The sequence below is a fragment of the Planctomycetaceae bacterium genome (genome assembly GCA_039680605.1).
In the GTDB taxonomy this organism is placed as follows: domain Bacteria; phylum Planctomycetota; class Phycisphaerae; order SM23-33; family SM23-33; genus JAJFUU01.
In genome coordinates this window covers 73,277-88,412 of record JBDKTA010000015.1, presented here as the reverse complement: position 1 = coordinate 88,412, position 15,136 = coordinate 73,277, and the positions used below count along the sequence as shown (strand labels likewise).

Here is a 15,136-nt window from a genome sequence, read left to right as displayed (position 1 = left end):
GGTTGAAATCCGCTGCAGAATCGTGCATATACGCAGGGGAGGAACGGGCAGCGGGACGGCTGCCCTCTCCGCTATCGCCGCCAGCCAGCGGTAGTTCTTGTGTCAGACAAGGCAGGCGATGACCGTAGATCGACAACCTGATCCAGCCTCCCCCGATCCGGCTGCCCACATTCCCCCCGAGCTCATCGAGCTGCTCGGGACAGCGCAGGACGTGCAGGCATACGCCCGCTACGATCTCGACGACCGGGGCATGTACTGCCAGGGGCACCTGGTCCTGACGTCGGCGCGGCTGGGCGATTTTCGTTTCGCGGCGGGGCAATGGCAGCAGCGGTGGATCGACCTGGCGCCGCTGGCGTCGGCGACGCTGGTCGAGGGCCTGGGCATGAGCATCCTGCGCCTGACCGATGCCTCGTGCGTGCTGGGCGAGGTGCGGTACACGCTGCGCCACGCGCGAGAAGTGGCCAGCATCCACCGACGGATCGAGCGCCGCATCGACGGCAAGGACGAACAACCCGACGCCGAAGCGCCGCGCGGCGACGAAAAGAAGATCCGCTGCGACAAGTGCCAGCGGGTGATCCCACCCTGGGCCGAAGCGTGCCCGGCCTGCCTGTCGCGCCGCAAGGTGCTCACGCGGTTATTCGATTACATCCGCCCCTACCGCGGACGGGCCGTGGCGGGGTTGCTGCTGTCGGTGTTCACGACGGCCACGGCGCTGGCGATGCCCTGGCTGACCAAGCCGATGCTGGACCGGGGCCTGGGGACCGGCGGCTCGCGGCAGGCGCCGAATTTCAACGTGCTGCTGACCTACGTCATCGCCCTGGCGGCGCTGACGCTGATCGGCGCCTTGGCCGGGGCCATGCGCGAACGCCTGATGGCGATGCTGGGCTCGCGGGTCAGCCGCGACATCCGCGACCTGGCGTACGCCCACCTGCACAAGCTGAGCCTGAGCTTCTTCTCCAAGCGCCCCACCGGCACGCTTGTGACGCGAATCACCAGCGACAGCGACCGCATCTGGGACTTCCTGGCCTGGACCATCGTTCAGATCGCCACCTCCGTGCTGACCATCGTCGGCGTCGGCGTGGCGCTGTTCGTGATGAACTGGAAGCTCGCCTGCATCGTCCTGCTGCCGGTGCCCCTGATGCTCGCCCTGACGATCATCTTCCACAAGCTGCTCCACCGCGGCTTCGACCGCCTCTTTCACCGCTGGGGGCTGCTGACTGCCGTCGTCGCCGACGCCCTGCCCGGCGTGCGCGTGATCAAGGCCTTCAGCCAGGAGAAACGCGAGATCCGCCGCTTCAGCGACCGCAACGACGGGTACTACCGCAACGAAGTGGCGATGATCGGCCTGTGGACGCTGTTCGGACCGGTAATGGAGTTCTGCACGCACCTGGGGTCGCTGCTGGTGTGGATCGTCGGAGGCTGGTGGGTTGTCAAGGAATGGGGCACGCCCCAGCCGCAGATGACCGTGGGAATGCTGATGGCGTTCATCGCGTACATGATGATGTTCTACCGCCCCATCCACCAGATCGCCCACGTCGACCGCATGTTCAACCGCGCCGCCAGCTCCGTGCAGCGCATCTTCGAGATCCTCGACGCCGAACCGGCGATCTTCTCCAAACACGCCGCCCACAGCGCCGCCGCCGTGCGCGGGGCCATCGAGCTGCGAAACGTCAGCTTCAGCTACGACGGCGTGCGCAAGGTCCTCCACGACGTCTCGCTGAAGGTGGACCCGGGCAAGATGCTGGGCCTGGCCGGACCCTCCGGCGGCGGCAAGACGACGCTGGTGAACCTGATCTGCCGCTTCTACGACGTGCTCGAGGGGCAGATCCTCGTCGACGGCGTCGACGTGCGCGACTACGACGTCGAGACCCTCCGCCGCCACATCGGCGTGGTGCTGCAGGAACCGTTCCTCTTTCACGAGACCGTCGCCCGCAACATCGCCTACGGCTGTCCCGACGCGACCATCGACCAGATCATCGCCGCCAGCAAGGCCGCCAATGCCCACGACTTCATCGTCAGCTTTCCCGACGGGTACGACACCCTCATCGGCGAGCGCGGCCACACGCTCAGCGGCGGCGAACGCCAGCGTATCAGCATCGCCCGGGCGATTCTTTCAGACCCGGCGATCCTGATCCTCGACGAGGCGACCAGCTCCGTCGACACGCAGACCGAGAAGCTCATCCAGGAAGCCCTGGCTCGCCTGGTGGCCAACCGCACCACCATCGCCATCGCGCATCGCCTCTCGACCCTGCGCAAGGCCGACCACCTCGTCGTGCTCGACAAAGGCAAGATCATCGAGCAAGGATCGCACGACGACCTATCCGCCCTCCCCGAAGGCACCTACGCCAAACTCCTGCGCCTCCAGAGCGAAATGCAGTCGATCATCGCCATCGGATGAAGCAGCCGAGTGGATGGATGGATGGATGGATGGATGGATGGCATTCGCCGCAAGTCTTTCTTTTTGCCGCTGAAGTGAAACAAATTAAGGGCTTTAGGCTTCCCCGTCTCTCCCGTCTCTCTTCGTCCTCAGCGACCTCAGCGGCTCCGAATCCCATCCATCCACCCATCCATTCATCCATTCATCCCCCCCATCCATCAAAAATACTGCGACAGGTGGTGGCGGCTGGTCTTGTCCAGGGCGTTCAGGTCGGCCAGTTCGTAGGTGTTTCCGTCGGCGTCGCGGAAGAGGGCCTGCCTGGGCGAGAGCACGCGCACGTCCTCGCGGCTGCGGATCTGGAAGATCACCTCGCCGCGGTCGGTCATCGCGGTGATGGAGGTGACGCCGAACTCGGTCTTGTGGCTGAGCACTTTTCGGATCTGCGGGTTGAAGGCCTTGTCTCGCAGCTCCTCGATCAGCAGGGTCTGCCAATCGCCGTTCAGGGCGTCCAGCGTCTCGAGCAGGACGACCTCGTTGCCGTCCTTGTCTCGGATCGAGATGTACTGATCCGGCAGCGACCAGGGAAAGCAGCGGCAAACGCGGGCGTCGACGACCGGTTCGCTCCGCCCCGCCAGGCGCACCACGATCTGCCCCAGGCCGTTGCGGGATATACCCTCGATGGCTATCGCGTCCGATGCGTCGTTTCTGCTTTCGTGCGATGTTGTCACGCGACCCACTTTACCCGCATTGGAGGAACGATGGAAGGCCGGAAAATGCGCCTTCACGCCGGGTGCCATGGCGGCCGTTCTTCAGCCGCCATGCCTGGCAAATCACCGTCAGGGACATGGCGGCTATGAAATCACCGCCATGGCACCCGTCTTCTTGCGTTTAGCTTTGTGGAACGCGCAGCTTTGCTTGCCCAGGGGCCGACGTTGTGCGATAGTGAAGCCGGAGAAAGGAGCGGCGTGCCATGCATTTTGTTTTCCATTACCCACACAGACAAGCTTCTGTTATCGCCATCCTGGCATGGTGCTCCATGGTCTCCACCGCCCTCGCGGGCGAAACGGTCGTGACGGTTCTCAACACTGCCGACTACGGCTGCGCCAGGGTGCTGGCGTTCAGCCCCGACGGCAGCACGCTGGCCTTGTGCGGCGCCGATGGCCGCATCCACCTCCTGGACAGCGCCACCGGAAAAGCGCTGCGAGCCTTCGCCGCCCCCATCCGCAGCGTCGGGGCATTGTGCTTCGACCCATCCGGCGGTCAACTGGGCGTCGCAGGTTCACAGGGCCTGACGGTCCTGGATGCGGCCGACGGCAAGGTCCTCCATCGCTCCGCCGACGCCATCGGCGAGATCCATTCCCTCGCCGCCAGCCCCGACGGCACGTGGTGGGCCACCTTCGGCAGCGACCTGCGGGGGCGGCTGTTCCGGGCGGCGGATGTAAACAAGAGTCAGCCGCTGGTCTCCACGGGCAGTGCGTTGCTGGCGGCCACGTTCTCCAAAGACAGCAAACGGCTCGCCGCGGCCACCTCGACCGCGGCGCTGCTGTGGGATATTCCCGCTCGTTCGCCCGCCCGCAAGTTCGATCCCGTTCCTGGGCCCCTGGCGGCAGTGGCGTTCGTGGGCGAGCGGAGCCTGGTCGGGGGCGGCGAGGGCGGGTGGCTGACCGTCTGGGATCTCAAAGGCGCCGACCCCGCCCGCAAGCCCGCCGAGCATGCCGGGCGAGTGGTTGCACTGGCTGCCAGCGCCGACGGGGCCATCCTCGCATCGGCGGGCGCCGACGGCACCGTCGTGCTGCGCGACGCCAGGTACGACGTGATGCACAAGCTTGCCCTGGGCCAACCGCTTGCGGCGATGGCCTTCAGTTCCGACGGGCGGTATCTGGCCTGCGGCGTCAGCGGCAGCACCGGCGGGCTGATGATCTGGCGCCTCGACCGCCGCGCGCTGCTGAGCGGCCCGCGCCTGGCGCCCGTTCGCGACAAGGAGACGCCCAAGCCCGTAACGGTTCCGTCGCCGGATCCGCAGTCTGCAGTGATAACCGCGTCCTACCTGACGCCGACGGAGCGGGCGGTGATCGCCGAGATGAACCTTGCCCGCACCAACCCGCTGTTCTACGCCAAACTCGTCAAGGACCTCAAGGCCCGCATGAAAGGCAACACCTTCGTCTCGGCCGAGGGGCACAAGATCCGCACCAAGGAAGGGGTAGCCGTGCTGGACGAGACCATCGCGTATCTGGAGAAAGTGGCCACGGTCCCGCCGCTGGCGCCTTCCAAGCCGCTATCGCAGGCGGCGATGGAGCACGCCAAGGACACCGGCCCCAAGGGCATGACCGGGCATACCGGCAGCGACGGCAGCAGTGCCAAGGAACGCATCAAACGCTACGGCAAGCCCGTACACAGCAGCGGCGAGAACATTTCCTACGGCCCCACCACGGCGCGGGAGATCGTGCTGCAACTGATTATCGACGACGGCGTGCCCAGCCGCGGCCATCGGCTCAACATCTTCGAAAAGAGCTTCAAACTCGCCGGCGTGGCGATCGCGCCGCACTCCCACTACGGCACGATGTGCGCGATCGATTACGCCGGCGGGATGAAGTGACACCCGGACCTGCTGGTCCGGGAAATCCGAAAGAACAAATTCGAAATTCGAAGAAACCGGGTGGCATGGCGACACGCGTTGTTGTTTCTTGCGGGTCGCCATGGGCATGCAATTCACCCCTTCCGTTTCAGTTCCTTGCGCAATTGTGCCGCCGTGCGCGTATTAAGCACGTCGGCGCGGCTCAGCCATCCGCGCCGGGCCACGTAGACACCCTGGGGCATGTGGTGCAGGTCCTCGATCTTGTGCGCGTCGGTGCCCAGCGTGAAACCCACGCCCGCCTCCCGCGCGCGGCGGCAGTGCGTGTCGGGCAGGTCCAGGCGGTCCGGCTGGGCGTTGATCTCCAGCCGCACGCCCCGGCGGCTGCAGGCATCGAAGATCTTGTCGGCATCGAAGGCGACCGGCTCGCGCCGGCCGATGATGCGCCCCAGCGGATGGGCGATGGCATGCACCACGCCGCTGTTGATCGCCGCCAGCAGGCGTTGCGTCATTGCCTTCTCATCGAGGTTGAAATGCGAATGCACCGCCGCGATCACCCAGTCCATCTCTCCCAGCACCTTTTCGTCCAGGTCCAGTTGCCCGTCCTTGAGAATGTCCACCTCGACGCCGGCCATCACCCACAGGTTCTTGAAGGTCGCGTCGACGCCGCGGATATGCTCAGCATGGCGGCGCAGGGCATCCTCATCGAGCCCGTGCGACATGGCAATGGCCTTGGAATGATCGGTGATCGCGAGGTACTGGTAGCCCATGTCCGCCGCGGCGTGGGCCATTTCCTCGACCGTGTGCAGACCGTCCGTGGCGGTGGTGTGCGACTGCAGATCGCCCCGCACATCTGCCGGTTCGATCAGCTTCGGCAGAGTCCCCGCCGCCGCGGCCTCGATCTCGCCGCGGTCCTCGCGGAGTTCGGGGGGAACCCACGCCAGGTGCAGGCGCTTGTAGACGTCCTCTTCCGTCGCCCCCGCCACCGCACGGTCGCCCTCGAAGAGGCCGTACTCGTTGAGCTTGCAACCTCGCTCGATCGCGCGGCGGCGCAGGGCGATGTTGTGGGCCTTGGAGCCGGTGAAGTACATCAGCGCCGCCCCGAACGCCTCGGCGTTGAAGAAGCGAAAGTCCACCTGCAGACCGCCCTGGAGCGTGACGGCCACCCGCTCGGGTCCCCGCGCCAGCACCCGGTCGACCTCGTCGAAGGCGATGATCGCCGCGGCCGCCTTCGCCCGGTCTCGCGCCTGCACGAGGATGTCCAGATCGCCCACGGTTTCGCTGTGGCGGCGAAAACTACCGGCGATCTCCCACTGCGAGATCGCCCCGATCCGATCCAGATGCCGCCGCAACGCCGCCGCATAGCCCGCAGCCGCTGTATAAAGGATGCGACCGGCGCTCTTGCCCAGCATCGCCAGGCCCTCGAGGATCTTCTGCTCGGTCTTGGCGCCCATGCCGGCGAGGGTTCGCACGCGGCCCTCGCGGCAGGCGGCTTCGAGGTCTTCCACCGCCGTGATCCCCAACTGCCGGTGAAGCTGCATGGCCTTGCGCGGACCAATGCCCGGAAGACGCATCAGCACCGGAAGGTCGCTCGGAACGGCCGCCCGCAACGCCTCCAGTCGCTCGCACGTGCCGGTGGCGAGCATTTCGGCGACCTTGGCAGCCGTGCTCTTGCCGATGTTGGGCAGGTCGGCGAAGTCTTTGCCCTCGGCGGCCATGTCTTCCAGCCGTTGCGAGAGGTTGCGCAGGGTGCGGGCGGCGTTGCGATAGGAGCGGATACGAAAGGCGTCCTCGCCCTGCAGGTCGAGCAGGTCGGCGATCTCGTCGAACATGTCGGCAACCTGGGCGTTTTCCATGGCTGAGAAAATTATAGGCCGCCGCACAATCGCCTCAGGCCTTCATGGGGCATCCGGATTTGCCCTATCGCCGTCGCGTGAAGTCTTGCCTGGAAAACAAGCCCTCGCCCCATGCCGCCGGCGGCCGTGGGCTCCTACGATTTGGTAGCCGGCCCCTTGTGAAGGAGACTCCCATGCGAGTACGAGACGCCATGACACAAAACGTCAGGAGTATCGACGCCAACGGATCGCTGACGGAGGCGGCCACGATCATGAAGAACGAGGACGTGGGCTATCTCCCGGTGATGCGCAGCGACAGGCCTGCGGGAGTCGTCAGCGACCGCGACATTGTGATCCGCGCCGTCGCGGCGGGGATGGACCCTGCCGCCACCACCGTCGACGAGATCATGACCGGCGAGGTCTTCACCTGCCACAGCGATGACGACATCGCCGATGCCGCAGAGTTGATGAAGAGCAAGAAGATCCGCCGCCTGCTGGTGCTTGATGATGACGACCAGCCCGCCGGCGTGCTGTCGCTGGGAGACATCGCCGAAAGCCGCGACGCCGACGTGGCTGAGGAAGTGATCGAGGAAGTCTGCAGACCCTAGCGGTGGCACGGCCTTTCCAGGCTGTGCAATCACAGGCTGGAAAGCCTGTGCCACTGGACACGCAGGCCGCTGGCGTGTCGCGGGCGTGGAGGGACGCCTGCGACGTGTTCAGCGGCCTGCTATACTTTTACGGAAGGAGCGCCGCGATGACTGACGCCGGACCGGGTTCCCAACTGAGCGACCGTGTGAGGGAGTTCGTGCTTGAGGGATTCGCGCCGCGGCTGGGACAGGTGCGAGCGACGTTTCCGACCCATCCCCTGTGGCGCCGGCTCAACGAGTTGGGAACGCAGTTGTGGCTCGACAGCGGCGACATCGACGACGTCGGCGTCTGCTGGACGCGCGAGTTCGCCGCTCTGACCACCAACAACACCCTGCTCAATCAGCAGGTACAGAAGGGCCTCTACGACGACCTGATCGTGGAGGCCTCCAGACTGCTCGACGACTTCACGCTCTCGCCGCAGCAGCGTAAGCTCGAGTTGGCGTTCATCCTCAATGCGCGTCACGGACTCAAGCTCGTCGAGACGTTCGACGCCTTCGTCTCGGTCGAGGAGCACACCGACCTGGCGGACGACCTGCCGGCTGCTTTGGCGTACGCGCGGCGCTATTACGAGATCTGCCCGCAGCGGTTCTACGTGAAGATCCCGCTGTCGCCGGCGGGCGTTCTGGCCACCCGTCGCTGCACCGCCGAGGGCATCGCCGTCAACCATACGCTGGGCTTTTCGGCACGGCAGAACTACCTGATCGCCCGGGTCGGCCGACCGGCGTTCGTCAACGTGTTCCTGGGGCGTCTGAACAGTTTTGTCGCCCAGAACAAGCTCGGCGACGGAACGTACGTGGGCGAGAAGGCCACCTTGGCTTCGCAGGCGCACCTGAAGGGCCTGCGCGAGCAGATGGGCATCGCCACGCGCCAGATCGGCGCGAGCTTCCGCGACGGCAGACAGGTCCGGGACCTGGCCGGACTGGACGTGATGACCATACCGCCCAAAGTGGCTGGCGAGTTTCTCCAGTTGGTCGAAGGAACCGATCCCCAGCAGTTGCAGGACTGCACCGCCAGACGCTATGACCCGCCGCTGGCCGAGGGCGTCGACGAACACGCGACCGGCCTGCATACGCTTTGGGACGTCGATGAGCGTCTGGTCAAATGCCTGCACGCGCTGGAAAGCGAAGACGTGGACGCCTTCACCGGCGGGGACCTGACGGCGTTCCTCGCCCGCCACGGCTGCGGCGACATCTTCCCCGATTGGACGCGCCAACAGCGCCACAGCAGCGCCACCGAGGGCAAAATCCCCCGCCTGGAGAACTGGCGCGACCTGCTGCAGGAGGGCGCCATCGGCCTGGACAGCCTGATGAACCTGGCCGGGTGGAACGCGTTCAACGCCGACCAGGTCGCCATGGACAACCGGGTGCAGGACGTGCTCCAGCACGCCGCACAATAGGCGCGGGATCTCATCGGCAAAATTTTTTGCCCCTTTTGCCGGTAAGGGAAACTTTCACAGCCATATAATTGATGCGATTGGGGAATCCCCGCGTCAGCGGCGGGGGCAACCTCTTCACCATCGTCGAGAGGAGCTTTGGGATGCGCGGCTGGGCGGGGATTGCGTTCTTGCTCCTTACAGCCACCCTCTTCATCGCCGGGTGCGGGGCCGGCGAGGGCGCCTCGATCGAAGTGCAGCCCGTCGCGGCAGTCAATCCCGTGATGAGCCAGCACGTCCTCGTCGCTACGCTCAAGGACAGCAAGGGCGAGCCCCTCGGCGGTCGGCGCGTCGAGTGGATCATTCCCGCCGGCAGCGAGGGCGCCCTGATCGAGGTGGACGGCTCGAAAGTCACCAGCCAGTACGCCATCACACATACCGCCGGTTGTCCACGTGTGCTGACGCGGGGCACGGAAGACCCCTCCGACGACATCCACCTCCTGGCCGGGCAGACCTGGGCCGTCATCACCTCGCCCGTCGAGGGCACCACCAACGTTATCGCGTACGCGCCGGACATTGAAAACTGGAAGCGGCACAAGGTCTTCGCCGTCGGTCATTGGTACAACGTCAAGTGGCTGTTCCCGCCGGCGGCAGTGGGCTCTGTCGGCGCCGAGCAGCGGCTCGTCACGCGTGTCAGACGCCATAGCGACGGGGCGCCGGTGAGCGGGTACCCCGTGACGTACAGCATCGTCTCGGGCCCCGAGGCCACCCTCAACGGCAAGGGCAAGACCGCCACCGTCCGCACCGACGAGCGCGGCGAAGCCTCGTGTACCCTTGGGCAAACCAAGCCCCTCGAAGGCGTCAACGAGATCGCCATCGACATCATGCGGCCGTCCGACGCGCGAAACGACGCGGCGGGCCAGACTCTGGTGACCGGCTCGACGCGCGTGCATTGGGTGGGGGCGAAGATCGCCATCGTCAAGAACGCCCCGCCCCGCGCGAGGGTACGCCAGGAGTTCGCCTACAGTATCGTGGTGAGCAATCCGTCACGCGTCGCCGTCCGGGACGCGATCGTGGCCGACACGCTGGCCGAGGGCATCCAATACATCTCCAGCGATCCCAAAGCCAGTGTCAGCGGGCAGAACCTCTCGTGGAATATCGCCGCGATCGACGCCGGGGCCAACCGCACCTTCACCGTCCGTGTCCGGGCCGCTCGGGCAGGATCGTTCAAGAACTGCGGACAGGTGACGGCAGCGCAGGGTCTCTCGGCCGAATCGTGTACGACGACCGAGGTCAGCGAAGCCAAGGTCAACGTGAACCGCCGCAGCGAAACGACCGCCGGCGGCGCCATCGCCAGCACCATCACGATACGCAACAGCGGTCAAAGCGAGTTGAGCGGCGTTCGCGTGGATGAGACGCTGCCCGAGGGGCTGACGATGGAAGGCGGCAATCGCAAAGCCGCCGTCGACATCGGCGCCTTGGGGCCCGACGAGTCGCGCGACGTGACGTACCACCTGCGAGCCGCGCGAGGCGCAACCTACACCAGCCAGGCCGTCGTCACCGCCAATGAAGGAGTGCGGGCAACCGCCCCGATCACGATAAACGCCAAAACCGCTCCCGTGGCCCGCAAGAGCGACACCACGATGCGCTAACCCCCCGACCGTACACGGTCGGCCTATGGGGGCGCCGCAACACCCCGCGGCGCCCCCTGTCTATTGCACAACGGCATGCAGCCCGTGCGAATGTCACGACTGCTTGCGGCGCGGGGCCGTCGGCGCGGCGGCGGGCTGGCCGATGGCGGTGCGGACGCGGTCGGCTTCGGCGGGGCGGCCGGCATCCTGCAGCAGCGTCGCCAGGCGATTGCCGATCTTCACGTAAGCGGTCTGATTCAGAAACGTCATGGCCGCCCGATCCGGTTTCTTGGTTTTGGCGAACATGTCGCTGTAGAGGCGGATGGCCGCGTCGAGCTTGCGCGCGTCGCGCAGAATGCCTTCGGCCTTGGCCGCGGCGTCATAACCCAGGTCGCCGCGGTTGAGCCCCAGATTGGCCGCTTGAGCGTACAGCGCCAGGGCGGCGGACTTGTTGCCGGCCTTTTCCTGATCGTCCCCCATGGCGATGACGATGCGGCACTGCAGATCCGGCCGCGCCGCCCACAGCGCCAAGGCGCGGCGATAGAGGCCCTGGCGGTCTTTTTCGTTTTGGTACGTGGGGATCAGTCGCATCACCACACCGTAAGCGTAGTCGGGGTACGCCGCGGCGGTAGCCCGCGTGAGATAGTTGATGAACTCGCCGACGGCCTTGTCGGACATCATCTTCTGCTCGCGCAGGTAGACGACGCGCTGCCAGGCGAGATGATGGGCCAGGTTGAGGTCCAGGGCGACGGTCAGCAGTTCGCCCGCCACGTCGGCGTCAAGCTCGCGTCGCGCCTGGGCCCAGTCCGCCGAGACCTTGGCGGCGGGGGCGCGACCCTTGGTCGCGGCGGCGGCGTTGACGTCCTGCGCGAGCGTCTTGAGGACTTCCACGTCGCCGCGCTTGGCGGCGTCGACGACCAGGCGCGCCGCGGCGGCCGCCGCGTCGGCCTGTTCCCGCCGCTCCAGCGGCAGTTGCGCGATCTGACCGGTCAGCATCAGCGCTGAGTCCATCTGTTCTTTGCCGTCGGCGGGGTCATAAAGATATCCCGTGTTATACTGGTGGACGGCATAGCGCCCCGTCTGGGAGTCCCACGACCCGCGTCCGCCGGCAACCTTCAGGTACGCCACCCACGCGTGGGACATGCCGCTGGACCCGCTGCCATGAACGACCGCCGCCGGGATCCCCAGCGTCTTGCATATTTCCGCGGCGTAGTACGCCTGGTCGATGCAGACGCCGCCGACCTTGCGCAGGTTCGCCAGCGTGTAAGGCAGCGACTCGATCTTGCGCGCGACTCCCTGGCCATACGCCTCAATGTCGTACTTGAGGTCGAAGTACGCCTTGGCCGGCATGGGATGGCTGCCATAATTGTGCAGCGCCCACTGCCGCTCTTCCAGGCTCAGACGGCTGTCCACGACGTACTGCAAGATCTCGAACGGGCAGGCCCGCAAGTCCATCCGAAACTTGCCCCCGCGCGTGTAGAAGCGGAAGACCTCGACGGCCGAGGCCTGGGGAACCGCCCCCTTGACCTTGGCAGCGCGGCGATCGGGTTGCGCCGTGACCAGCGCCACCGTCAGGTCGGGGTATTCCAGGACCTTCTTTTCTTCACTGGTCAGGAGCTGGCCCAGAAGTCTCAGCGCGTCGTCGGGGTTCCTCATGGCGCCCATCGCGCGAAACAGCACGCGGGCAAAGGGCTCGTGTTTGAGCAGCCAGGCCGCCAGGGCTTTGCGCGCCATGGGCTTGGCGGCAGGGTCGTCGCCGGCGGCATCGCGGTATCCATCGAGATACTGCGCCGCCCGGGCCAGAAAAACCATCTCCGCCAATGCCTCGGGCTTGTCGATCTTGCCGCACCGCAGGCGCGCCAGCAGGATGTCCTCGAGCTTTTCGGCGAGCCGGTCGTAGGCGTCGGCCTCGACTGCCGACTGGAGCTGCGCTCGCATGGCCGGCAGAAGCCAACTGTCATTGATAAGCACCAGCCGGGGTTTGGGCGCGGCGGGCGCGACGGCTTTGGGCTGGATCGGCTTAGGCGCCGGGGCGCCATCCTGGGCCATCGCCGCGCAAGCCACAAGAGCCAGGCATAGACACGCAACAGAAGTCGGTTTCATGTTTTCCTCATCATCACGTCCCCCGGCCGCACTCTATGTTACTGTCCGTCAATCTGCGCCAATCGCGCACGGGCCTTCTGCGCCCAGGGCGTCTGCCCGTGCGTCTCGATGATATTCTGCAGGCACTGGCGGGCCTTGTCGGGTTTGCCGGCGCCGAGATAGCTTTCGGCCAACTGCAGGTTGCGTTTGCAGAACTGCTCCGCCTGGCTGGCGACGATTCTGGTCGAGACGGCGGGGTCTTCCTTGAGGGCCTTGAGGCGGTCGGAGACGTCCTGGAAGCGCGCGGCCTGGGGAAAATCCGCGACGTAGCGTTCATACAGCGATAGCGCCGTGGCGTAATCCTTGCGTTCTTCCGCCTGGCGGGCCTGGGCCTCGATGGCGTCGGCCTTGGCGTTGAGGGCGTCTCGCGTCATCTGCGACTGGGCGTCGGGGTCGGCGCTGATCTCATCGAGACGCTTCTGCGCCTGCGCGCCGAACTCGCAGCCCTGGTAGCGCATCGCCAGGACCTTGAGCAGCCCCGAGCCCTTGGGAAAGTCCTTCTCGGCAAGGAGCTTGTCGGCCAAAGCCAGCTGCGCCTTGGCCTGATCGGCCATTGCTGCGGCGGCCTTGGCGGCGGCCTGGGCGTCGCGGTGAGTGGCGGAGACCGTCGCCAGCGTCTGGTAGAGCAGATACGCCTTGCCCTGCTTACCGCCGCGTTCGAGCTTGCGGGCGGCGGCAAGGTCTTCCGTGAGCGTCTGCAGAGGCCCGGCCTCGAGCAGCCACTTGCCCAGTTGCGTCTTGTCGTAGTCGATCTCGATTCCCGAGGTCCATTTCTCCAACCGCACGCGGGCGCCGAGTTTCATGTAACACTCGGCGGCGTCCTGCGCCGCCGGGAGCATAGCCGCATCTTCGGCGCCCACGCCCAGGAACACGGACTTGCCTCGCACCAGCTCGGCCGGCGGGGCATTGCCGCCCTTGAGGTAGAACCGTCCCCCCGAAAGCAGCACCAGGCCCGAGACGTTGGCCATGAGCTTCTCGCCGACGGCGGTGGCCGCAAACCCGCCCAGGCTGTACCCGCCCACGAAAACCATCTTGGGCGAGAGTTCGATCTCCTTGCTCAGCATCTGCCACGCTTCACGGAAGGCCTCGACCTCGCCCGCGGCGCCGGCCGGCGAGGGCGATGAATAAAACGCCTTGCTGGCGTAGTTCATGCCGACGATCACAAACCCCTTGCCGCCGGTGATCTTCAGGAACGGCTCGACGGTGGCGAACTGCCACTGGTCGCTGTGGTACCTGGCGTGATAGTTGAAGATGACCGGCCAGTGCCGCTCGGGAATGTAGTCGGCAGGGACATACACGACCATGGAGGTCTTGGTGTTGGGCAGCGGAACCTGCGTCTGCGTCCCCGGGGCGAACTTGGGTTTGGCTGCAGGGGCCTTGTCCGGCTCCTTGACGACCTGGTCGATCGTCTTGGGCGGGTCATCCGCCGCGGCAACGGTGGCGGCCGCCGCTGTCATCAGAAGTACCAGGACCCATCGCATCGGTCGCGTCCTCATGTGGGCGAAGAAATATTCTCCCAAAGAATATATCCGCTGGCCAGTGGTCAGCAGCCAGAAAACCCTCCGGCTCAGATTCAGATCTCCATGATCCCCGTAGCGCCATAGCGCGTCGCCACGTGGATGGGCAGCTTGCCGCCCAGGCGGTCGCGATGCGTCTGCAACGCCAACTCGGGAGTGTTGTTCTCGTGCGAGAGGTGCGCCAGGCAGGCCCATTGCAGGCGCGCCCCTGCCGCCGCGGCCAGCAGGTCCGCCGATTCGGCGTTGGAGATGTGCCCGCCGGCGCCGCGGATGCGGGCCTTGAGAAACGCCGGGTATGGTCCGTCGGTGAGCATCTGCTCGTCGTAGTTGCTCTCCAGCAGCACCGCGTCGCACTCGGCGACGGCCTCGCCCAGACCGGCGAAGACGTGGCCAAGGTCGGTGAAGATCCCCAGTCGCACGCGGCCGTCATCGACGATGAACGCCACGCCCTCGCACCCGTCATGGGGCGTGGCGAGGGTGCGCACCTCGACGTCGCCCACCGGCACCGTGGAACCGGGCAGAAAATGTTGCACGTCGTCCAGTTCGCCCAGGCTCATGCGCCGCGATGCCGCCGCCAGCGTGCCGGCCGTCACGTGCAGCGGCACATGCAATGCCCGCTGATAGACGCCGGCGCTGCGGACGTGGTCGCTGTGGTCGTGCGAGATCAGCAGCGCCGCGGCGCCCTCGGGCGAAAGCCCCAGCCCCGCCAACCGCAACCGCGCCTGGCGCAGCGAGATCCCCGCGTCAAAGAGCAGCCGTACACCGCCGGCCTCGACGTATACGCAATTGCCATTGCTTCCGGATTGAAGAGCAACGATCCTCACCTGATGGATTATATGGGATTGTGCCGTCAGGGCGAGGGAAAGAAACAACCGACGACGAGGACGAGGACGAAGAAACAAAGCCTCCAATGGCGACGTTAGCGGCGGAGCTTGCTCCGCGCGGTTTCTGGAATGGATCAAACCTGTCAAGCATCCGTCGGTCGCTAACAAAGCAAACGCTACTTCGGGCTTCTGCTCGTCCTCGTCGTCGTCCTCGTCCT

10 protein-coding genes are annotated in these 15,136 nt (G+C 65.9%); 5 read left to right on the top strand and 5 right to left on the bottom strand.

Annotated elements, in window-relative coordinates:
- Positions 1 to 118 precede the first annotated feature (118 nt).
- A complete protein-coding gene (locus tag ABFD92_05030; GenBank protein MEN6503881.1) occupies positions 119 to 2,398 on the top strand; it encodes an ABC transporter ATP-binding protein in 2,280 nt (759 codons plus the stop codon).
- Between the two features lie 197 nt (positions 2,399 to 2,595).
- Here the strand turns inward: ABFD92_05030 and ABFD92_05025 are convergent, their stop codons facing one another.
- The gene (locus ABFD92_05025) at positions 2,596 to 3,105 is read right to left on the bottom strand and encodes a DUF1854 domain-containing protein (protein ID MEN6503880.1); all 510 of its coding nucleotides are present in this window, start codon (positions 3,103 to 3,105) and stop codon (positions 2,596 to 2,598) included.
- A gap of 308 nt (positions 3,106 to 3,413) precedes the next feature.
- Between ABFD92_05025 and ABFD92_05020 the strand changes: the two genes are divergently transcribed.
- Positions 3,414 to 4,973, top strand: a complete 1,560-nt coding sequence (locus tag ABFD92_05020) for a CAP domain-containing protein (protein MEN6503879.1) — start codon at positions 3,414 to 3,416, stop codon at positions 4,971 to 4,973.
- A 113-nt stretch (positions 4,974 to 5,086) separates the two neighbouring features.
- Here the strand turns inward: ABFD92_05020 and polX are convergent, their stop codons facing one another.
- Positions 5,087 to 6,805, bottom strand: a complete 1,719-nt coding sequence (polX, locus tag ABFD92_05015) for a DNA polymerase/3'-5' exonuclease PolX (protein MEN6503878.1) — start codon at positions 6,803 to 6,805, stop codon at positions 5,087 to 5,089.
- A gap of 173 nt (positions 6,806 to 6,978) precedes the next feature.
- Between polX and ABFD92_05010 the strand changes: the two genes are divergently transcribed.
- From ABFD92_05010 to ABFD92_05000, 3 genes are all read left to right on the top strand, one after another.
- On the top strand, positions 6,979 to 7,392 hold the full coding sequence (locus ABFD92_05010) for a CBS domain-containing protein (protein ID MEN6503877.1): 414 nt from the start codon (positions 6,979 to 6,981) through the stop codon (positions 7,390 to 7,392).
- A gap of 146 nt (positions 7,393 to 7,538) precedes the next feature.
- Positions 7,539 to 8,828 (top strand): transaldolase family protein, encoded by a 1,290-nt coding sequence (locus ABFD92_05005; GenBank protein ID MEN6503876.1) that lies wholly within the window; start codon positions 7,539 to 7,541, stop codon positions 8,826 to 8,828.
- Positions 8,829 to 8,905: 77 nt separating this feature from the next.
- A complete protein-coding gene (locus ABFD92_05000; protein MEN6503875.1) occupies positions 8,906 to 10,456 on the top strand; it encodes a hypothetical protein in 1,551 nt (516 codons plus the stop codon).
- 93 nt (positions 10,457 to 10,549) lie between these two features.
- Here ABFD92_05000 and ABFD92_04995 read toward each other — a convergent pair whose 3' ends face one another.
- The 3 genes from ABFD92_04995 to ABFD92_04985 form a co-directional block, all read right to left on the bottom strand.
- Entirely contained in the window at positions 10,550 to 12,538 is a 1,989-nt protein-coding gene (locus ABFD92_04995; protein MEN6503874.1) for a transglutaminase domain-containing protein, read from the bottom strand.
- A gap of 38 nt (positions 12,539 to 12,576) precedes the next feature.
- Complete coding sequence (locus ABFD92_04990; protein MEN6503873.1) at positions 12,577 to 14,073, bottom strand: hypothetical protein; 1,497 nt, start codon at positions 14,071 to 14,073, stop codon at positions 12,577 to 12,579.
- A 77-nt stretch (positions 14,074 to 14,150) separates the two neighbouring features.
- Positions 14,151 to 14,918 (bottom strand): MBL fold metallo-hydrolase, encoded by a 768-nt coding sequence (locus ABFD92_04985; protein MEN6503872.1) that lies wholly within the window; start codon positions 14,916 to 14,918, stop codon positions 14,151 to 14,153.
- Positions 14,919 to 15,136 lie beyond the last annotated feature (218 nt).